Raw genomic sequence first — 15,830 nt, forward strand, 5'->3', positions numbered from 1 at the left:
GCGCGCGAGGTCCCTGGGCCCGTTGATCAGCTCGTGCCACGGACACCGGATGCTCCGCGTGGTCTCGTCCCAGGTGCCCTTGCTGAGCGGCCCGCCTTTATGTTTGCAGCGGTCCAGGATGACGCTCCACCGCGTCCCCAACTGGAGGCACAGGTAGCGCTCGTCCTCCACGCGCAGCTGGCTCCAGTGCCGCGCCTCCAGCTCCAGCATCATGGCGCCACACCGGCCGGCCCCATCCACAGCGAGGTCCCCTCGCCCACCACCCGCGCCCCCACCATCCGACCCGCCGGCACGACCACGGCTTCTCCCGCACGGAGCACCCGCGGCGACAAGTAGCCCGCGTCCACCTCCACCGCGCCCGCCGTCACCGCCAGCACCGTCCGCACGTCGCAGATGTCCGGCGCCAGGAACGTCCCCATCGCCCTCGGCGTGGAGCGCCCCGCCTCCACCGCCGCGCCCGTCAGCGCCCGCCCGGTGTGCAGCGCCTCGCAGAAGTCGAGCTGCTCGAAATAGTCCCGCTCCGCCAGGTCTCCCAGCAGGCGGCTCGCCTCGATGCCACGCACCATCTGCGGGATGATTCCCTCGCCATAGCGCTGCACCATCGGCCGGATGAGCTTGTCGAGCGCCATCCGCCGGTGGTGCATGTCGATGCCCACATGCTCATCGAAGTAGAGCGTGTCCACTCCGTCCCGCCCGAACACCGCCCGCAGCACCTTGCTGAACTGGCGGTTGAAGTGCGGCACCACCGCCTCGATCCACCAGAGCGCCCCCACGTACTCGAACCAGCGCGGCTTGTGGCTCGTCACCCAGTGGAAGTAGCTCGTCATCAGGAGCGAGCTGGGCAAGTACCAGTGATAGTAGGCGTGGATGTCGCTGCGCAGCCCGAGCGACTCCAGCAGCCGCTCGAACAGCGTCGAGTGCTTGTGCGGATGCACCCCGTACCCGAACTCGTCGATGAAGATCTTCATCAGCTCCGAGTGCACCGGGCCGAAGTTGCCCGGCAGCGCCCGCGCCATCTGCGACGCCTCGGAGAGGAAGTCCGGCGCCACCTGGAGGATGAAGAGCTTCGCCGCCAGGCCCGGCGCCGTCGCCGCCTGCACCCTCCGGCACACCTCGCTGGGAGCCGCCTCGTAGCGCGTCAGGAGCTGCTGGCAGTATTCCTCCAGGTGCCCCAATGTCCACGGCCCGTCCACGGAGATCTCCTCCGTCAGGAACTCGAAGCAGGTGCGCTCCAGCGCCGGGCGCAGCATCGCGTTCGCCGCCACGAAGCTCGGCTCATAGAAGTCGTGGAACGCGCGCTGCTCCGCGTCCGTGAAGGCCTTGGCCGGCAGGTACAGGTTGTTCTGCTCGTACGCGTTGAAGAGCAGCCGCTGGAGGACCAGCGAGCGGCGCGTGAACAGCGCATCGCCCCGCACCGGCTCCTCCAGCGAAGCCAACGACAGCTCGGAGAGGGCCGTGGGGCGATGGTACGGGTTGTCCAGCAGCCATTGCTGGCTCGGCCCATAGGGTCGGGCGGCCTGGAGGCCGGCCCAGAGCGGAGCCAAGGCCCCGGTGGCAATCAGACGTTGGGTGTCCAGCATGGTCGCAGGGAATCAGGAGCGCGTGGCGTCGGGCCCGGGCCCGGCCTGGAAATGGAGCCAACTCTTCACCAACGAGCGCGGCCCCCAGAAATAACTCTCACAGTGATGGGCTTGCGCATACGCCGGCGCGGGCAACAGGAGTTCATGCATCCGTGACAGATTCGCCAACGGGACGCGCGGGAACAGATGATGTGTCACGTGGTAGTTGTCGTGATGCGGATGCAGGAAGAATGACAACACGTTGGAGGGGTGGTTCCGCGTGTAACCCAACACCGTCCCTGGCGGCAACCCGATGTGGTCGGAGATTTCCGCGAAGACTTTGATGAGGTGATACACAGTCATCTTGGAAATCAACCACAGCAGCGCAAAGGACAGCGCGGCCCACGCGCCCCCCAGCCAGGAGAACATCCCCAGGACCACCGCCCACCACAGCGCCACGCGCCACCGGTGTGCAACGGGGGCCCGCAGCAACGTGGCCAGGAGCGACGCGCGCCAAAGCCTCGCGTCGCGTGCGTAGAATACATACAGACTCCACGTGGTGTGCCGCCGCCCGTCCCCCGCGGGCACCTCCAGGTAGTCTGGATCCTTCTCGGGGTGGCCCAGGTACGCGTGGTGTCTCAAGTGCTCCGAGCGGTACAGCTCGAAGTCCTCGAACAGCGCCAGTCCACAGAGGAGCGCGCCCGCTCGCTGGTTCAGCGCCCGGCCGTGAAATATGTTCCCGTGCGCCGCATCGTGCAATCGATTCCCCAGCGCCCGCTGACGTGACCCGATGATGACCAGGGCCACGGGCAAGAGCAGCCACGATACATAGATACACAGTGCCCAGGCGCCGAGAATGAGCGCCCACGTCTCCGCAATCTCCAGCAGCGCCCGAACAGGTCTCGCGACCTGGAGTGCCTCCAATGTGTCTGCCCCTCCGCCCTGTGCCGCGAGGAACTCCCGCAGCTCCCACACCTCCTGCCCCCGAGGCACACCCGGGACAGACGACTCCCCTGTTCGTTGGCGCGGTTCATTCATCATGGCAAGACATTCCCGTTGACGGCGCCAAGCAGAGCCCGTGTTCACGGACTCCCACCACCTGGCCCAACACCTGTTCAACAACTGCATTCCTGGTAACCGAAGCGGCGCGCACTATCCAGGCATTCTCGGAACGTAACAATGACCTCTGACATCGGGTCGGCTCCGAGCCCCCCAACGCCTCTCACTGAGACGGCGCGACCCAACCCTGGTGACTCACGACGGGAAATGGTAGGGACACCCTCATCTGGAGAATCCCATGCACCTGAGAATTTCCGAGGAGATGGCACAGCGCTTCCCTGACCTGCGAATCAGCTTCATCGCGGTGCGAGGAATGGACAACACGGGAGACAGCCCCGCGCTCCAGGCGGAGCTGCGCACGGCGGAGGCGGACTTCCGCGCGCGGGTCCCTGACCTCGCGGCCCTGGCGGCGGACCCTCGCATCGCCGCGTGGCAGGAGGCCTACCAGCGATTCGGCGTCAACCCGAAGAAGGCGCGTCCCAGCGCGGAGGCGCTGTTGCGCCGGGTGGTGAACGGGAATCCCGTGCCGTGGATCAACAAGGCGGTGAACGCGTACCTGTTCGCGGAGCTCTTCTATCTGCTGCCCGTGGGCGGCTACACCCTGGACAAGCTCCAGGGCGACCTCCAGCTCCGTCTGTCACCGGGCTCCGAGTCCTTCACCCCCATCGGCGGCACGGAGGTGGAGCAGACCAGCGAGGGCGAGGTCGTCTACGCGGACGACGCGCGCGTGCTCACCCGGCGGTGGAACTTCCGCGACTGCGACCACGCCAAGGTGGAGGCCAGCTCGCGCGACATCATCCTCTTCGTCGAGGCGCCCTCCGCCGCGGTGTCGACCGAGGACCTCCAGGGGCTCGTCTCGCTCATCGGCGAGAAGACCCGGCAGCACTGCGGAGGCCGCACCACCCTGGGCATGCTGGACGTGCGCGAGTCTCGCTCGGTCGAGCTCCCGACCGGGTGACGGCTGTCGCTGCGTCGAACCACGCGTCATGGCGAATCAGAGGGGCGCCAACGAGCCGTCGGCGCCGCGCTCCTCCTGAAGTCGGCGGGGACCTGTCGAGGTCTTCGAGCCCCTACACACCATGGACGGTGAACGCTCTCCTGGAGGCGCCATATCGATGACATCGCTCCGCGCGGGACTCGCGCTCCAGGGCCTTTCTGGTCTCCAGGTTCGGAACATCCCATGGACACCCTCGGGCTCTTCCTGGCGCAAAAAGGCAAACCATGTCACCCCCTCGAGAACACTCGTTCTGGAGGGTTTGAGGTGGAAAAGGCTTGCGCCTCTGCTCGACGAACAATGAGTCGAGATTCGGAAATAGTTTCAGGAGCGTTGCAATCGTTTGGGCGCGTTCCTGAAATGAGCGAGCGAACGTTCACTCCATGGGCAGACGTTGAAGCGCGCTAGACGCTCGGCGCGTCACGCATCATCAAACCGCGCGGCGGTGGCGCGGCGGAATCGCGCGGGAGTCACGGAGAAGTGCGCGCGGAACAGCGCGGTGAAGTGACTCTGGCTGGAGATTCCCGCGCGCTGCGCGATGTCCGCGAGCGGCAGGGCCGTGGTGGCGAGCAGCTCCCGCGCGTGCTCGAGCCTCCGGACGCGGACGAACTGGTGCGGCGTGGTGCCTGTCGCCCGCTTGAAGCTCCGCGTGAAGTGCGACGGGCTCAGGCCCACCACGGCGGCCAGGGCCTCCAGGCCGAGCGGCTCCTCCAGGTGCGCCTCCACGAAGTCCGTGACGCGCTGGACCTGCCAGGGCGCGAGCGCTCCCGAGAGGCTCCGGGCGCGAAGTCGCTGACCGTCGAGCCGCAACAGCCGCGAGGCCAGCACGGTGGCCAGGGTCTCCACCTCGATTCGCGAGGGAGCGCTGTCGTCGCTCAAGGCCTCACCGCTGGCGCGCAGCAGCTCGCGGACCAGCGGGTCGCGCAGCTTCGAGGGACCCAGCCGCCGCAGGGCCTCTTCCATGGCGGGCTCACCGTGGAGCGACGCCAGTCGTCGCGGGTCGAGGAAGAAGGACGCCACCTGCGTGCCCCCGCCCCAGGAGAAGGCATGCGGAAGGTCCGAGCCGACGACCGCGACTTCGCCGCGGGTCAGGCGCAGGTCCACGAGCCGCCCCGAGGTCCGCCAGTGCCCCCGGACGTCCCCGCGCCCCAGGGACATGAAGAGCTGGAGGGGCGAGTGGTGATGCTCGCCTCCCTCCAGCCGCTGTCGGTAGAGGGTCATGCCCACGCCCTGCCACGCCGCCGTCGTCATGGGCGCTTCGGTCGCTCGTGGCATGGGCGTCGTCGGTGCGGGGAGCACGAGGCTCGACCCGCGTGGATGCGGCTCACATCGCGGTGGAGGTGAACACGCCGCGGCCGATGGCCATGATGCCACCGATGATGAAGAGCACCGCGAGCCCCACGCCCGCCAGGGGGAGCCCGTAGCCCGGCTGCGCCTTGCGGCGGTTCACCGAGATGAGCGCCTGGGACACGCCCGCCGCCGCCACCATCATCACGATGTGGCCAATCAGCGCCGGGTAGTAGAAGCGCGTCACCAGCACGAGGATGCCCAGGAGCACCTGGAGGTGCAGCAGGCCCGCGAAGGACGCGCCCAGGATGCGGCCGCCCTTGTCGAACGGACGCTTCGTGGCGAGCCCGAAGGCGAAGTAGGCGATGGCCAGCACGCCCGCGAGCAGCACCAGGTAGCGGAGTCCGGAGTGGGCATTGAAGAAGATTCGTTCCATGAGGCCTCGCGGTTTACCAACGGGTACAGCGGGAAGCACGTTTCAAGACGGGTCCGGCTTCGGAGTCTTCTTCGTACTCGGCGGGAGCGCGGGCGCGGCGATGCGCTCCGCGGGCGGAAGCTCCCCGGTGAGGCTCTTGAGGAAGGCCACCAGGTCATCCACCTCCGCGTCCGTCAGCGTCCGCGCGAGCTGATGCCGGGCCATCAACCGGACCATCGTCGGCAGGTCACTCACGCTGCCGTCATGCAGGTACGGCCCCGTGCGCTCGACATTGAGCAGCGTGGGCACCCGGAACTTGCCCCGGTCGTCCTCGTTCTTCGTCACGTCGAAGCGGCCCGCGTCCTTCAGCCCCGGGTAGTCCTCCACCAACCCCAGCCGCTGGAAGGACAGCCCGCCCACCGTGGGTCCGTTGTGGCACGTGGTGCAGCCCGTGTTCGCGAAGAGCTGCAGGCCCCGCTGCTCCGTCTCGGTCAGCGCGGTGGAGTCTCCCGCGACGAACCGGTCGAAGCGCGACGTGGTGGTGAGGCCGCGCTCGAACGCGGCCAGCGCCTTGGCGGCGTTCTCCAGCGACACTGGCTTCTTCGCGCCGGGGAAGGCCTCGCGGAAGCGCGCGACGTACTCCGGCATGGAGGACAGCGTCGACACCACACGGCGCGCGTCCGGCATGGCCATCTCCACCGGGTTGAGGATGGGCCCTGTCGCCTGCGCCTCCAGCGTGTCCGCGCGCCCGTCCCAGAACTGCGCGATGTGTCCCGCGGCGTTGTAGACGGTGGGCGAGTTGCGCGCCCCCTTCAGTCCCTTGTGCCCATCCGACAGCGCCTTGTTGTCCACGCCGTAGGTGCCCAGGCCGTGGCAGGTGTTGCAGGAGACATCGTGGTTCTTCGACAGGCGCGGCTCGAAGAAGAGCATCCGCCCCAGCTCCACCTGGGAAGGCGTGTCCTTGGGCGCGGGCTTCGCGTCCTTGGCGGGCGGCACGGGCCGGAAGAAGTGCGCGAGCTGGTCGGGCGTCAGCGGCTTGGGTGCGCGGGGCTTCGGCGCCTCGGCCTCCACCCCGGGCGCGACCACCGGCTCCTGCTTCCGCTCACAGGCCACGAGTCCACCGGCCCCCAACGAGGCCAGCGTGAGCAATGAGTAGAACCGGGTTCGCGACATGAGGGACTCCGAGAGTGTGCGCCGGGGTGACACGCTATCAGCAGGACTCCGAGAGGGCGTGCGCGTCTTGATGACGCACCCCACCCTCGCTTCCAGCGTCCATCAGACGGGCGTCAGCGGGCCCCTCGTCGCCCCCTCGCCCCTCGGACGTCCCGGCACGGGCTGCGCGGCTGCGCTCCGGCGACTACCTCCTTGAGACTGTCTGGGACTGTTCACGGAGAGGGACGAAAGCCCCGCCGGGAATGTCGAGCACGCATCAGCGGCCACGCAGCGGCGCATCCGCTCCGTGGCGAGCCAGCGCGGTGCCCCGCCCCCCGGACCCGGAGGATGGATGCGAGATGAACGCGGTGGGGACGAAGACGTCGAGGTGCTCGTCTGCCGCAAGTGTCTGATGCGCGGCGGCGCCCGGACGGGAGGCGCCGAGCTGCCCCGCTGGCTCCAGCGCACGCTGAGCGAGCGAGGGCTGGCCGACCACGTCCGCGTCATGCCCACGGGCTGCTTGCGGCAGTGTCCTCGCGACCAGGTCACCGTGCTCGTCACCGGCGGCGGCGGCCGACAGGGCAGCGCGCTCATGACGGTGGACCCGCTCCTTCAGCGCGAGAAGCTGATGCGACTCATCGAAGCGCGAGCGCGTCCCGATGAAGACCTCCTGTCCCCCCGGGAGGAGTCCGACGAGCGGAGCCTCTCGCAACCCGATGACTCGAGTCACACGCGGAGCTGATGGCGGTCCGAACACGAGCCGGTCGACGAGCCATGCCACGCCGAGCCCCGTCGCCGCTCCCGCCGCGTCCCACGCCAGGTCCTTGAGCGAGAAGCGGGTGCCTCGCCCCAGGTCGTACAGTTCCTTGCCCACACCGACTCCGAGCGACAGGCCCGCGCCGCTCCACAGCCGCGCTTCGGGTGAATCGAAGAGGAGCGCGCCCGCGCCGTAGCCCACGCCCGCGAGCGCGAAACACGCCGCGAAGTGCTTGGGTTTGTCGGGGCCCAGCCAGTCATCCCCAGACGAGGCATGTGCGCCCGAGACAGGGGCCAGGACCAGGAATGGGACGAGGAGCCAGGGGGAGGAGGGCCGCATGTCCAGGGATGTAGCATCCCACGGACCGTCCAGGTGGGATGCCCGGGAGCAAGCCGAACCCTCTCGCTCCGTGTGTTTTCGAGACGCGGCCAGCCGCTCGGCCTATGCTCCGGGTCGCGTGAAACGACTCGGCCCCTCGTTCACCTTCCAGCAGCAATCGACCCGGCACCCCGGGCTCGACGGAGCGCGCGGTCTGGCGGTCCTCGCCATGGTGCTCGGACACACGCTGGACGCGCTGCTGTCGCCCGAAGCGCGTCTGCACCCGTGGGTGCAACACTACTGGGCCTTCCGAGGCGTCACCGCCCCCCTGTTCCTCCTGGTGAGTGGATGGGCCGTGGTGGCCGCGCTGGGAAGCAAGCCCACCAGCGCGCGAGACACCTTGGGTCGCCGGGTCCGCCGCTCGCTGCTGTTGCTCTTCCTCGGCTACCTGCTGCACTGGCCTGGATGGCATGCGGTGCGGGACATGGGCTGGACGGACGCGATGCTCTCGCGCGTCTTCGCCTTCGATGCGCTCCAGTGCATCGGCTTCGCGCTGCTCATCGGCTCCGTGCTGCTCGCGCTCGTGCCCGCACGCGGCGGGCGTCCGCTGGTCCTGATGGCCCTGGCCGTCGGTGTCCCCGTCGCCAGCGCGGCCATGTGGAAGCTGGGCGGGGGGCTGCCCTCGCCCGTGCAGCAGTTCCTGGGCAGCGCCGAGGGAAGCCGCTTCCCGTTCTTCCCGTGGGCGGGCTTCTTCTTCGCCGGAGCCTTCGCCGCCTCCCTGCTGAACGTGCTGCGCCCGGGACTGCCGCAGGGCTTCTCGCTGCTCGCGGTGGGCGCGGGGCTGCTCGCGCTCACCCAGCTGCTCCTGGTGCCCGACTGGGGTCCCGCGAGCGCGTGGATGGTCGCGTATCGCGTGGGCCAGGGGCTGCTCGTCCTGGGCGTGGTGACGCTGGCCCCCACGCGCCTCAGTGGCTTGCTGGCGCCCTTGGGGCGGCTGTCGCTGTGGATCTACGTCCTGCACCTGCCCGTGGTGTACGGCTGGGCGGACATCGCCGGACTCGCCTCGCGGGTGGGCCCGACGCTGGGGGCTCCCGCCGCCCTGGGCGTGGCCACGGCCCTGCTCGGGGTCTGCGCGGTGGTGGCGAAGGTGGGCCGCTGGGTGACGGACCAGGCCCGCCCGTGGAGAGCGGGCTCCACCACGCTGAACGCCAGCATCGGCGGCACGCGGATGAGCCCTCGGGCCTGAGTCACACGGCCCCGCTTCAGTGGCGGGGCTCTTCCTCGGTGAACTCCGCGTCGGTCTCGGACCGCGACGCGCCCGAGCGAATCCTCGCCGACGGGCCCTGCGCGTCCTGCTCCCACGAGCGGGGGAACGCAGTCCCCTCCGACGGCGGCGTCCCCGCGAAGGGGCCCGGGAAGCCCATGCCGCCAATGGTGGTGACGTGCAGCGAGCCCTCGCGCATGCGCCGCTCGACGGCCCGGCGCAGGCGCACCGTCACGAACCGCCGCACGGGAGGCAGCAGCAGCAACAGCCCCGCCACGTCGGTGAGGACGCCCGGAATCACCAGCAGCACGCCGCCGAGCATGATGAGTGCGCCGCTGAACAGCCCCTCCTCGGGCACCTGCCGCAGGGCCAGGGACGTCTGCCAGCGGCGCATCACCCGCGAGCCCTCGCGCCGGGCGAGCCATGAGCCCACCAGCCCCGTCAGCAACACCAGGCCCAGCGTGGGCGCGAAGCCCACCTCCCGGCCGATGGCGACCAGCAGGTAGAGCTCCACGAAGGGGACGACGATGAGTGCGAACAGGAGGTACTTGAACACACCCTCAACCTAACGCCGCCTGGCGCCTCGTGCCCGGACAACCCGGCGGAAAGGGCGGCGCCATCGCGCCCGCCCCCTGGATTTCACCGTCCTCCGAGGCTCGTCGTCAGCGAGTCCACCAAGAGGTACAGGAAGAAGAAGACCCCGAGTGCGAGGAGGAAGAACTTCACCCCGGGCTGGAAGCCGCGTGCTCCCTCGCTCGTGCTCAGCCCGTACGAGGTGCTCATCGCCTCGGGGACACCGGCGACCTCGCCGGCGTAGCGCACGGTGCGCAGGTACTGGTCCACCACCATGCCGTCGTCGTTGGCGGACAGGGAGCGGCCAAGCTGGGGGTCCACCAGCCGGGCCCCCGCGCTGTTCGCCAGGAGGGCCGCCTCGGCGACCACCTCTCGCACCAGGTCCGTCCGCTCGGAGAGGGGGATGCGCAGCTCGGTGGCCACCACCTGGCCGCCCTCGCGCAGCACCCCCACCTCCACGTCCCCGTGCTGGAAGTGCCAGAGGCGGTTGCCGTCCGCGCGGACGCTCACCCGCTTCTCCGAGAGGAGGCCATCCACCCGCGCCGCCTCGTAGGGCGTGCCCGGCGTCATCGTCTGTAGGAGCAACTCGTATCTCACGCGGGTTGCGAGTATACGCCGCCCAACGTCATGCCCACCTCATCCAAGCCCCCTTCTGGCCCCCATCGCGGTGGCAGGCCCTCCCCCCCGCAGTCCTCGTCCCAGCGGGGCGGCCGCCCCCACTCGCGTCCGGAGAAGCCCGCGCCGGACCGGACCACGCCCGATTTGGGGCCGGATGGTGTCCCCCAGGTGTCCCTGCTGCGCCGCGGCGTCGAGCGCTGGCAGGCGGGCCACCCTTGGATTTATCGGGCGGACCTCAACGGCGACCCGGGACTCGAGGGCGGAGAAGTCGTCCGGGTGACGGACGGGCGTGGCTGGTTCATCGGCAAGGCGTTCTACTCACGCCAGTCGAAGATCTCCCTGCGCTGGCTCAGCTACGACGACGTCGCGGTGGACGCGGACTTCTTCCGCCAGAAGCTCCAGTCCGCGCTGGACCTGCGTCAGCGCGCGCTCCCGGGTGAGACGACGTACCGGCTCATCCACGGCGAGGCGGACGGCATCCCCGGCCTCGTGGTGGACCGCTACGGCGACTACCTCAGCGTCCAGTTCCTCGTGCCCGCCACCGAGCAGCGCAAGGTGCTCATCGCGGACCTGCTGGAGGAGCTGCTCAAGCCGCGCGGCATCGTCAACCGCTCCGACGTGGGCGTGCGCAACCTGGAAGGGCTCACGCCGGAGAAGGGCCTGCTGCGCGGCCAGCTCCCCGGCCCCATCTCCTTCGACGAGGGCCTGGTGCGCGTGCGCGCCGACCTGCTGGAGGGCCAGAAGACGGGCGCCTTCCTGGACCAGCGGGAGAACCACGTCATGGCGGCGCAGTACGCCCACGGCGAGGCGCTGGACTGCTTCTCCTACGTGGGAGGCTTCGCGCTCCAGCTCGCCTCGCGCGCCAAGAGCGTCACCGCGGTCGAGATTTCCGAGCTGGCCTCCGGGCAGCTTCGGGAGAACGCCGCGGCCAACAAGCTCACCAACGTGAATGTCGTCGTGGCCAACGCCTTCGACTTCCTGCGCGACGCGGTGGACGAGGGTCGCAAGTTCGACACCATCGTCCTGGACCCGCCGTCCTTCGCGAAGAACAAGGACGCCATCGCCGCCGCGGTGCGCGGGTACAAGGAAATCAACCTGCGCGCCATGCAGCTGCTGCGGCCGGGCGGAATCCTCATCACCGCGAGCTGCACGTACCACATGGACGAGCAGTCCTTCGAGGACATGCTCGCCTCCGCCGCGGCCGACGCGCGCCGCCGACTGCAAATCATCGAACGGCGCGGCGCGGGCAAGGACCACCCCGTGTTGCTGAACCTGCGAGAGACCCGCTACCTGAAGTGCTTCGTGCTGCGCGTGCTGTAGGGCACCGCGACACAGGTCAGGCGGTGACATGCGGACGCACGACTGGGGCGACGACGAAGAGGAGCAGGAGGACTCGCCCGCTCCAGGCGGCACGCACGTGCGTGAGCGCGCGCTGAAGGAGGTGCGCGCCATCTACCGTCAGGCGGACGCGGCCTATGCCCCCTTCTCGTGTCCGGCCAGCGGCGAGTGCTGCCAGCTCTCCCGCACGGGACGCCAGCCGTGGCTGTGGCTCCCGGAGTGGGAGCTGCTGACGAAGGGCCGCCCCCTGCCTCCTCCTCGCGAGGATGGAGGCTGTCCGTACCTGGACACCGCGGGGCTGCGCTGCACCGTCTACGCGGACCGTCCCTTCGGCTGCCGGACGTTCTTCTGTGAACGAATCCGAGGCCCCGCGCGCCAGCCCGCCGAAACGGTGGGTACGCTGCTGGAGCGCCTGGAGTGGGCGTCCCAGCGCAGGGAGCCCTCGCTCCGAGGCCCTCGCCCGCTGCTGGAGTGGCATGCGGAGGCCCTCGCCTCGGCGCGCAAGACGCGCTGATGGGTGCTCCATGCCCGGTCTGCACCGGAATCCGGCTCTTTGAGTCGAGCCATCGCCGTAAATCGAGAACTCTTCCCGCGTGCCCCTGGATGTATCAGCGTGAACTCACGCGCTGACGAGGCAATGATTGGTCCACGAATCGACCTGGGAGGCGTGGGCTTGCGGAGAAGTAGGACGACGAGGGCAACAGGTCATCGAGGGCAGTCGCTGGAAGGCCGGGTGTCCCGGTCGTGATTGCTCCTCGTTGGCTCGTCGCGCCGCAGGAATTCAAGGGCACCCTCACCGCCACCGAAGCGGCCGAGGCCATGGCCAAGGGTGTGCGAGAGGTCTCCCCCGAGGTGGTGCTGGACATCGCGCCGCTCGCGGACGGAGGGCCGGGCACGGTGGATGCGCTGCTGTCAGGCACGCGAGGTGAGCGCCGCGTGTGCCAGGTGCATGGGCCGCTGGGGCAGCTCGTGGAGGCCGCCTGGGCGCTGCTGGAGGACGGGCGCACGGCGGTGGTGGAGATGGCGGCGGCCTCAGGCCTGACACACATGGAGCCCACGCCGAGCAACGCGCGGCGGGCCTCCACCTACGGCGCTGGGCAGCTGATGCGCGCCGCGCTGGACGCGGGCTGTGAGCGGCTCATCGTGGGCCTGGGGGGCAGCGCCACCACGGACGGTGGCACGGGCGCGCTCACCGCGCTGGGCTACCGCTTCCTGGACGAGGCAGGCCATCCGCTCCCGCCCGGCGGCGCGGCCCTGTCCGCGCTGGCGCGAGTGGATGCCTCGGGACGTCATCCCCGGCTGGGTCAGGTGGAGCTGATGGGCGCGACGGATGTCACGTCATCGCTCCTGGGCCCGGATGGCGCGGCGCGACTGTTCAGTCCGCAGAAGGGGGCGGACGCGTCGACGGTGGAGGTGCTGGAGGCGGCGCTGGCGCACTTCGCGAGTGTGGCGGGAGACACGAGCTCCGGCTGGCCGGGCGCGGGTGCGGCGGGAGGCTTTGGCTTCGGGCTGACGGCGCTCGCGGGGGCGCGGCTGGTGCCGGGCTATGAGCTGGTGTCGCGCGCGCTGGGGCTGGAGCGGCGCGTGTTGCTCGCGGAGGTGGTGCTCACGGGCGAGGGGCGCTTCGACCGGCAGACCTCGCTGGGCAAGGGCCCGGGTGGACTGGCGCGCCTGGCGCGTGAGCACGGGACGCCGGTGGAGCTGTTCGCGGGCTCGGTGCGGCGCGATGACGGGCTGGAGCTCGACCTGTTCCACACGGTGGTGGACCTGAGCACCCAGGCACGTCCGGGCGTCTCCGCCGCGGACGTGCTGCGCGACGCCGTGGCTCGATGGACGGCGGCACGACTCAAGACGACACGCTGACGGCCGCTCGAGCGGCCTGCTCCCATCACGTCCGCGCGCCACCGCCGTGGACGCGCGTCGCGACGTCGTAGTGCGATGGACGGAACACGACTCAAGACGGCGCGCTGACAGACGCGCGCGCTGCCTGAGCCCTTCATGTCCGCGCGCCACCGCCGTCGACGTGCCGCGCGCTCAGACGTCGAGCGGGTCCGTCGTGCGCACCACCTTCATCCCCGCGCGGCGCAGCTCGTCGATGCCTTCGTCCGCCAGTCGGGGAAAGTCGACCGACGGCGGCAGCGGGTCCAGAGGCGGCGCGGGCACCGGGCTCATCGTGTCCACGAGGATGTGGACCCGCCCCATCCGCGAGCGGTCCGTCTTCTCGATGTGCGTCCGCAAGTCCCGCAGCGTGGAGAGCACGCAGTGGGACTTGGCCTGACCGAACACGTAGATGCGGTCGAACGTCATCAGCCGCTCGAAGAGGCGCGTGTTGAACTCACCCACGCGCTGCCCCTTCACCTCCGTCACCTCGGGCGAGAGCACGGAGTAGTTCTCCGTGAGCGGATGCTCGCCCTTGAGCTCGAAGTGCGTCGCCGTGTCTCGCGCGATGGCATGGAACGCGCTGGCCTCGTAGAACGCCGGCACCAGCGCGTGGCTCACGCCGCCCAGCAGCGCGTGGAACGGCCACACGGTGAGCACGTAGCGCCCCTGCGCCTCCAACCGCTCGCAGTACTCCAGGCTCTCCTCCGGGAAGCGCGTGGCGCGCCAGCGACCAGCACGGACCTCCGCCGCGGAGATGTTCGTGAAGGGCGCGGGAGGATGGCCCTCCGCGTCCCGCCACCAGGCCGGGTGGAAGATCTGGAAGACGCGATGCGTGTCGAGCGAGAACACCAGCTCCGTCAGCCGGTCCAGGTGCGAGTAGAGCCAGCGCAGCGAGCGCTGCGTGTCCTCCACCGCGCCCGGGACGAAGAGGCTGGCGCCGGGGATGCAGAAGCCCACCTGCACGTCGATGCCGAAGGCAGCGACACGCACGCGGTCTTCTCGCGCTGGACGAAGGCCGTGCTCGACCGCGTAGCGACGGGCCTCGGCGGCGACCTCTCCCGTGCGCTCCAGGTAGAGCTGGCCCGCGCGAGCATCGTCATGGAAGCGGGGAATGGGCAGTGGCATGGCGTCCTCCGGAGTCCCTCGACTCAACGACCCTTGGGGAAGTGACGGCGCGTCAGCTCATCGACGAGCGCACGCGTGGTGGGCGTCAGCGCGACCTTCGCGTTCTCCGCGCCGGCCTCCTGCGCTCCCACGAGCGAAGGCACCTCGGGCTCCGCCTCGAACAGCGGGAAGTAGCCCTCCGGCACCGGCTCGCCCTCCTGCCCCACCAGGCCCATGGGCCCGGAGCCATGACGGCGACGGAAGAGGACGGGGACGCCGGGGATGCTCTGCTTGCCCTCGGCCAGCTCGTTGCCGAACTTCATCACCGGCTGGGGGCCCGTCTGCGACAGCTTGTAGATGGCCGCCACCTTGTCGCGCGTGAAGGGGCACTCCATGGTGCGCGCGACGATGTGGCCGCCGTAGCCGTAGAACTGCGCGCTCGGGTCCCACCCCACCTGCCGGCGGAGCTCCTCGAACTCGCGCGTGGCCTCGGCGTCCAGGCCGTCCTCCAGGATGTTCACGGGACGGATGCCCATGTCGCGCGCCCGCGTCACCGCGTAGAGGTACTGGAGCTTCTTGTTGCCCGAGTCGAAGCGGATGGAGTCTCCCGCCCCCGGCTCGTCGCGGATGAGCTGGAACGCGGCGGGGATGCCCGAGGTGAGCGTGTCGAAGGTGTCCAGCAGGTAGCTGGAGCGCTGGGGCCGCCGCTCACGCATCGCGCGGAACGCGGCATCGTCCGAGCCATAGCGCTGGATGTGCTCGTGCCCCATCGTGCCGACGGGAATCATCCCCAGCTTGCGAGCCCCCTCCACGTTGCTGGTGCGCTGCACGCCCATGTCCTTGCAGGCCTGCAACGCGATTTCATGTTGCTGGAGGCAGGTGGCGGCGCGGAGGCCGACTTCGAAGATGCGGGCCGGGTCCTCCACCGCGTCGATGAGCTCCTTCACGGTGGCGCGCACGCGCCGCATGTAGCCCTCCGTGTCGACCGTCATCGGCACCGGCTTGACGCCCACCGCGTCGAGCGTCTCCAGCACGATGGCCTTCTGCTCCTCGCACGTGACGCGAGCCAGCGCGCGGGCCAGCCCTTCACGGTCCAGGAGCGCCTGGGTGGCCACCTGAACGCGGAAGTTGAGCTGGAGGAGGATGGGCTCCACCCATGAGACGAGCGCGGAGGGGCCGGTGACGGTGAGGATGGGCTCGCGGGAGTAGAAGTGAGCACCGCGAGGGATGGCGCGGACGGAGAGCCGCTCCTTGCGCAGGATGGCCGCCTTGAAGCCCACGCCCATCTCGTAATCGAAGCGGGCGAGGTAGTCGTAGTCCTCGGGCTTCGGCTCGGGAAGGAGCGAGCGCACGTAGGCGGCGAGGTCCAGGGGCATGACCTGGAGCCCACCCCTGCGGTGGGAGTAATAGAAAGTCTCGCGGCGAAGCGGCCAGCCCGCCTCCGCCATGCTGAACTTGTAGCCATCCGTCGCGAGCAGCGAGGTCGCCATCCTGGGTGCCTTCCTCCGATG

15 protein-coding genes and 1 pseudogene are annotated in these 15,830 nt (G+C 69.7%); 5 read left to right on the top strand and 11 right to left on the bottom strand.

The genetic code is table 11. The features are described from left to right. Positions 1-42 precede the first annotated feature (42 nt). From MYSTI_RS45795 to MYSTI_RS30540, 3 genes and pseudogenes are all read right to left on the bottom strand, one after another. Positions 43-213: pseudogene (locus MYSTI_RS45795) on the bottom strand (Rieske 2Fe-2S domain-containing protein); the annotation flags it as partial. Further along, positions 210-1,580 (bottom strand): iron-containing redox enzyme family protein, encoded by a 1,371-nt coding sequence (locus tag MYSTI_RS30535; protein ID WP_015351680.1) that lies wholly within the window; start codon positions 1,578-1,580, stop codon positions 210-212. The pseudogene MYSTI_RS45795 and the gene MYSTI_RS30535, both read right to left, overlap by 4 nt. Before the next feature lie 12 nt (positions 1,581-1,592). Continuing rightward, a complete protein-coding gene (locus MYSTI_RS30540) occupies positions 1,593-2,600 on the bottom strand; it encodes a fatty acid desaturase family protein (protein ID WP_015351681.1) in 1,008 nt (335 codons plus the stop codon). A 256-nt stretch (positions 2,601-2,856) separates the two neighbouring features. Here MYSTI_RS30540 and MYSTI_RS30545 point away from each other — a divergent pair, with 256 nt between their 5' ends. Beyond that, entirely contained in the window at positions 2,857-3,576 is a 720-nt protein-coding gene (locus MYSTI_RS30545) for a B3/B4 domain-containing protein (protein WP_015351682.1), read from the top strand. 456 nt (positions 3,577-4,032) lie between these two features. On the opposite strand, the gene MYSTI_RS41115 is transcribed toward MYSTI_RS30545, so the two are convergent. The 4 genes from MYSTI_RS41115 to MYSTI_RS44250 form a co-directional block, all read right to left on the bottom strand. Then, the gene (locus MYSTI_RS41115) at positions 4,033-4,887 is read right to left on the bottom strand and encodes an AraC family transcriptional regulator (RefSeq protein WP_084668228.1); all 855 of its coding nucleotides are present in this window, start codon (positions 4,885-4,887) and stop codon (positions 4,033-4,035) included. Between the two features lie 49 nt (positions 4,888-4,936). After that, entirely contained in the window at positions 4,937-5,335 is a 399-nt protein-coding gene (locus MYSTI_RS30555) for a hypothetical protein (RefSeq protein WP_015351684.1), read from the bottom strand. 42 nt (positions 5,336-5,377) lie between these two features. Then, on the bottom strand, positions 5,378-6,487 hold the full coding sequence (locus MYSTI_RS30560) for a cytochrome-c peroxidase (RefSeq protein WP_015351685.1): 1,110 nt from the start codon (positions 6,485-6,487) through the stop codon (positions 5,378-5,380). Positions 6,488-6,743: 256 nt separating this feature from the next. Next, positions 6,744-7,562 carry a YfiM family protein gene (locus MYSTI_RS44250; protein WP_015351686.1) on the bottom strand — a complete coding sequence of 273 codons (819 nt, stop codon included), beginning with the start codon at positions 7,560-7,562 and terminating at the stop codon, positions 6,744-6,746. Between the two features lie 118 nt (positions 7,563-7,680). On the opposite strand from MYSTI_RS44250, the gene MYSTI_RS30570 reads away from it, so the two are divergent. Further along, positions 7,681-8,787 (top strand): acyltransferase family protein, encoded by a 1,107-nt coding sequence (locus MYSTI_RS30570; protein WP_233278008.1) that lies wholly within the window; start codon positions 7,681-7,683, stop codon positions 8,785-8,787. A gap of 16 nt (positions 8,788-8,803) precedes the next feature. Here the strand turns inward: MYSTI_RS30570 and MYSTI_RS30575 are convergent, their stop codons facing one another. Together MYSTI_RS30575 and MYSTI_RS30580 are read right to left on the bottom strand one after the other, a co-directional pair. Next, positions 8,804-9,361 carry an FxsA family protein gene (locus tag MYSTI_RS30575; RefSeq protein ID WP_015351688.1) on the bottom strand — a complete coding sequence of 186 codons (558 nt, stop codon included), beginning with the start codon at positions 9,359-9,361 and terminating at the stop codon, positions 8,804-8,806. Positions 9,362-9,444: 83 nt separating this feature from the next. Beyond that, on the bottom strand, positions 9,445-9,963 hold the full coding sequence (locus MYSTI_RS30580; RefSeq protein ID WP_233278009.1) for a hypothetical protein: 519 nt from the start codon (positions 9,961-9,963) through the stop codon (positions 9,445-9,447). Between the two features lie 42 nt (positions 9,964-10,005). On the opposite strand from MYSTI_RS30580, the gene MYSTI_RS30585 reads away from it, so the two are divergent. The 3 genes from MYSTI_RS30585 to MYSTI_RS30595 all read left to right on the top strand — a co-directional run bounded on the left by MYSTI_RS30585 (position 10,006) and on the right by MYSTI_RS30595 (position 13,197). Next, entirely contained in the window at positions 10,006-11,316 is a 1,311-nt protein-coding gene (locus MYSTI_RS30585) for a class I SAM-dependent rRNA methyltransferase (protein ID WP_015351690.1), read from the top strand. Between the two features lie 28 nt (positions 11,317-11,344). Next, the gene (locus MYSTI_RS30590) at positions 11,345-11,848 is read left to right on the top strand and encodes a YkgJ family cysteine cluster protein (protein ID WP_015351691.1); all 504 of its coding nucleotides are present in this window, start codon (positions 11,345-11,347) and stop codon (positions 11,846-11,848) included. A 230-nt stretch (positions 11,849-12,078) separates the two neighbouring features. Then, positions 12,079-13,197, top strand: coding sequence for a glycerate kinase (locus tag MYSTI_RS30595; RefSeq protein WP_015351692.1), 1,119 nt, complete (start codon positions 12,079-12,081; stop codon positions 13,195-13,197). 171 nt (positions 13,198-13,368) lie between these two features. Here MYSTI_RS30595 and MYSTI_RS30600 read toward each other — a convergent pair whose 3' ends face one another. Both MYSTI_RS30600 and MYSTI_RS30605 read right to left on the bottom strand, forming a co-directional pair. Beyond that, positions 13,369-14,340 (bottom strand): hypothetical protein, encoded by a 972-nt coding sequence (locus MYSTI_RS30600; protein ID WP_015351693.1) that lies wholly within the window; start codon positions 14,338-14,340, stop codon positions 13,369-13,371. Positions 14,341-14,363: 23 nt separating this feature from the next. Next, the gene (locus MYSTI_RS30605) at positions 14,364-15,809 is read right to left on the bottom strand and encodes a hypothetical protein (protein WP_015351694.1); all 1,446 of its coding nucleotides are present in this window, start codon (positions 15,807-15,809) and stop codon (positions 14,364-14,366) included. Between the last annotated feature and the right edge of the window lie 21 nt (positions 15,810-15,830).

The organism is Myxococcus stipitatus DSM 14675, from assembly GCF_000331735.1.
Lineage (GTDB): Bacteria > Myxococcota > Myxococcia > Myxococcales > Myxococcaceae > Myxococcus > Myxococcus stipitatus.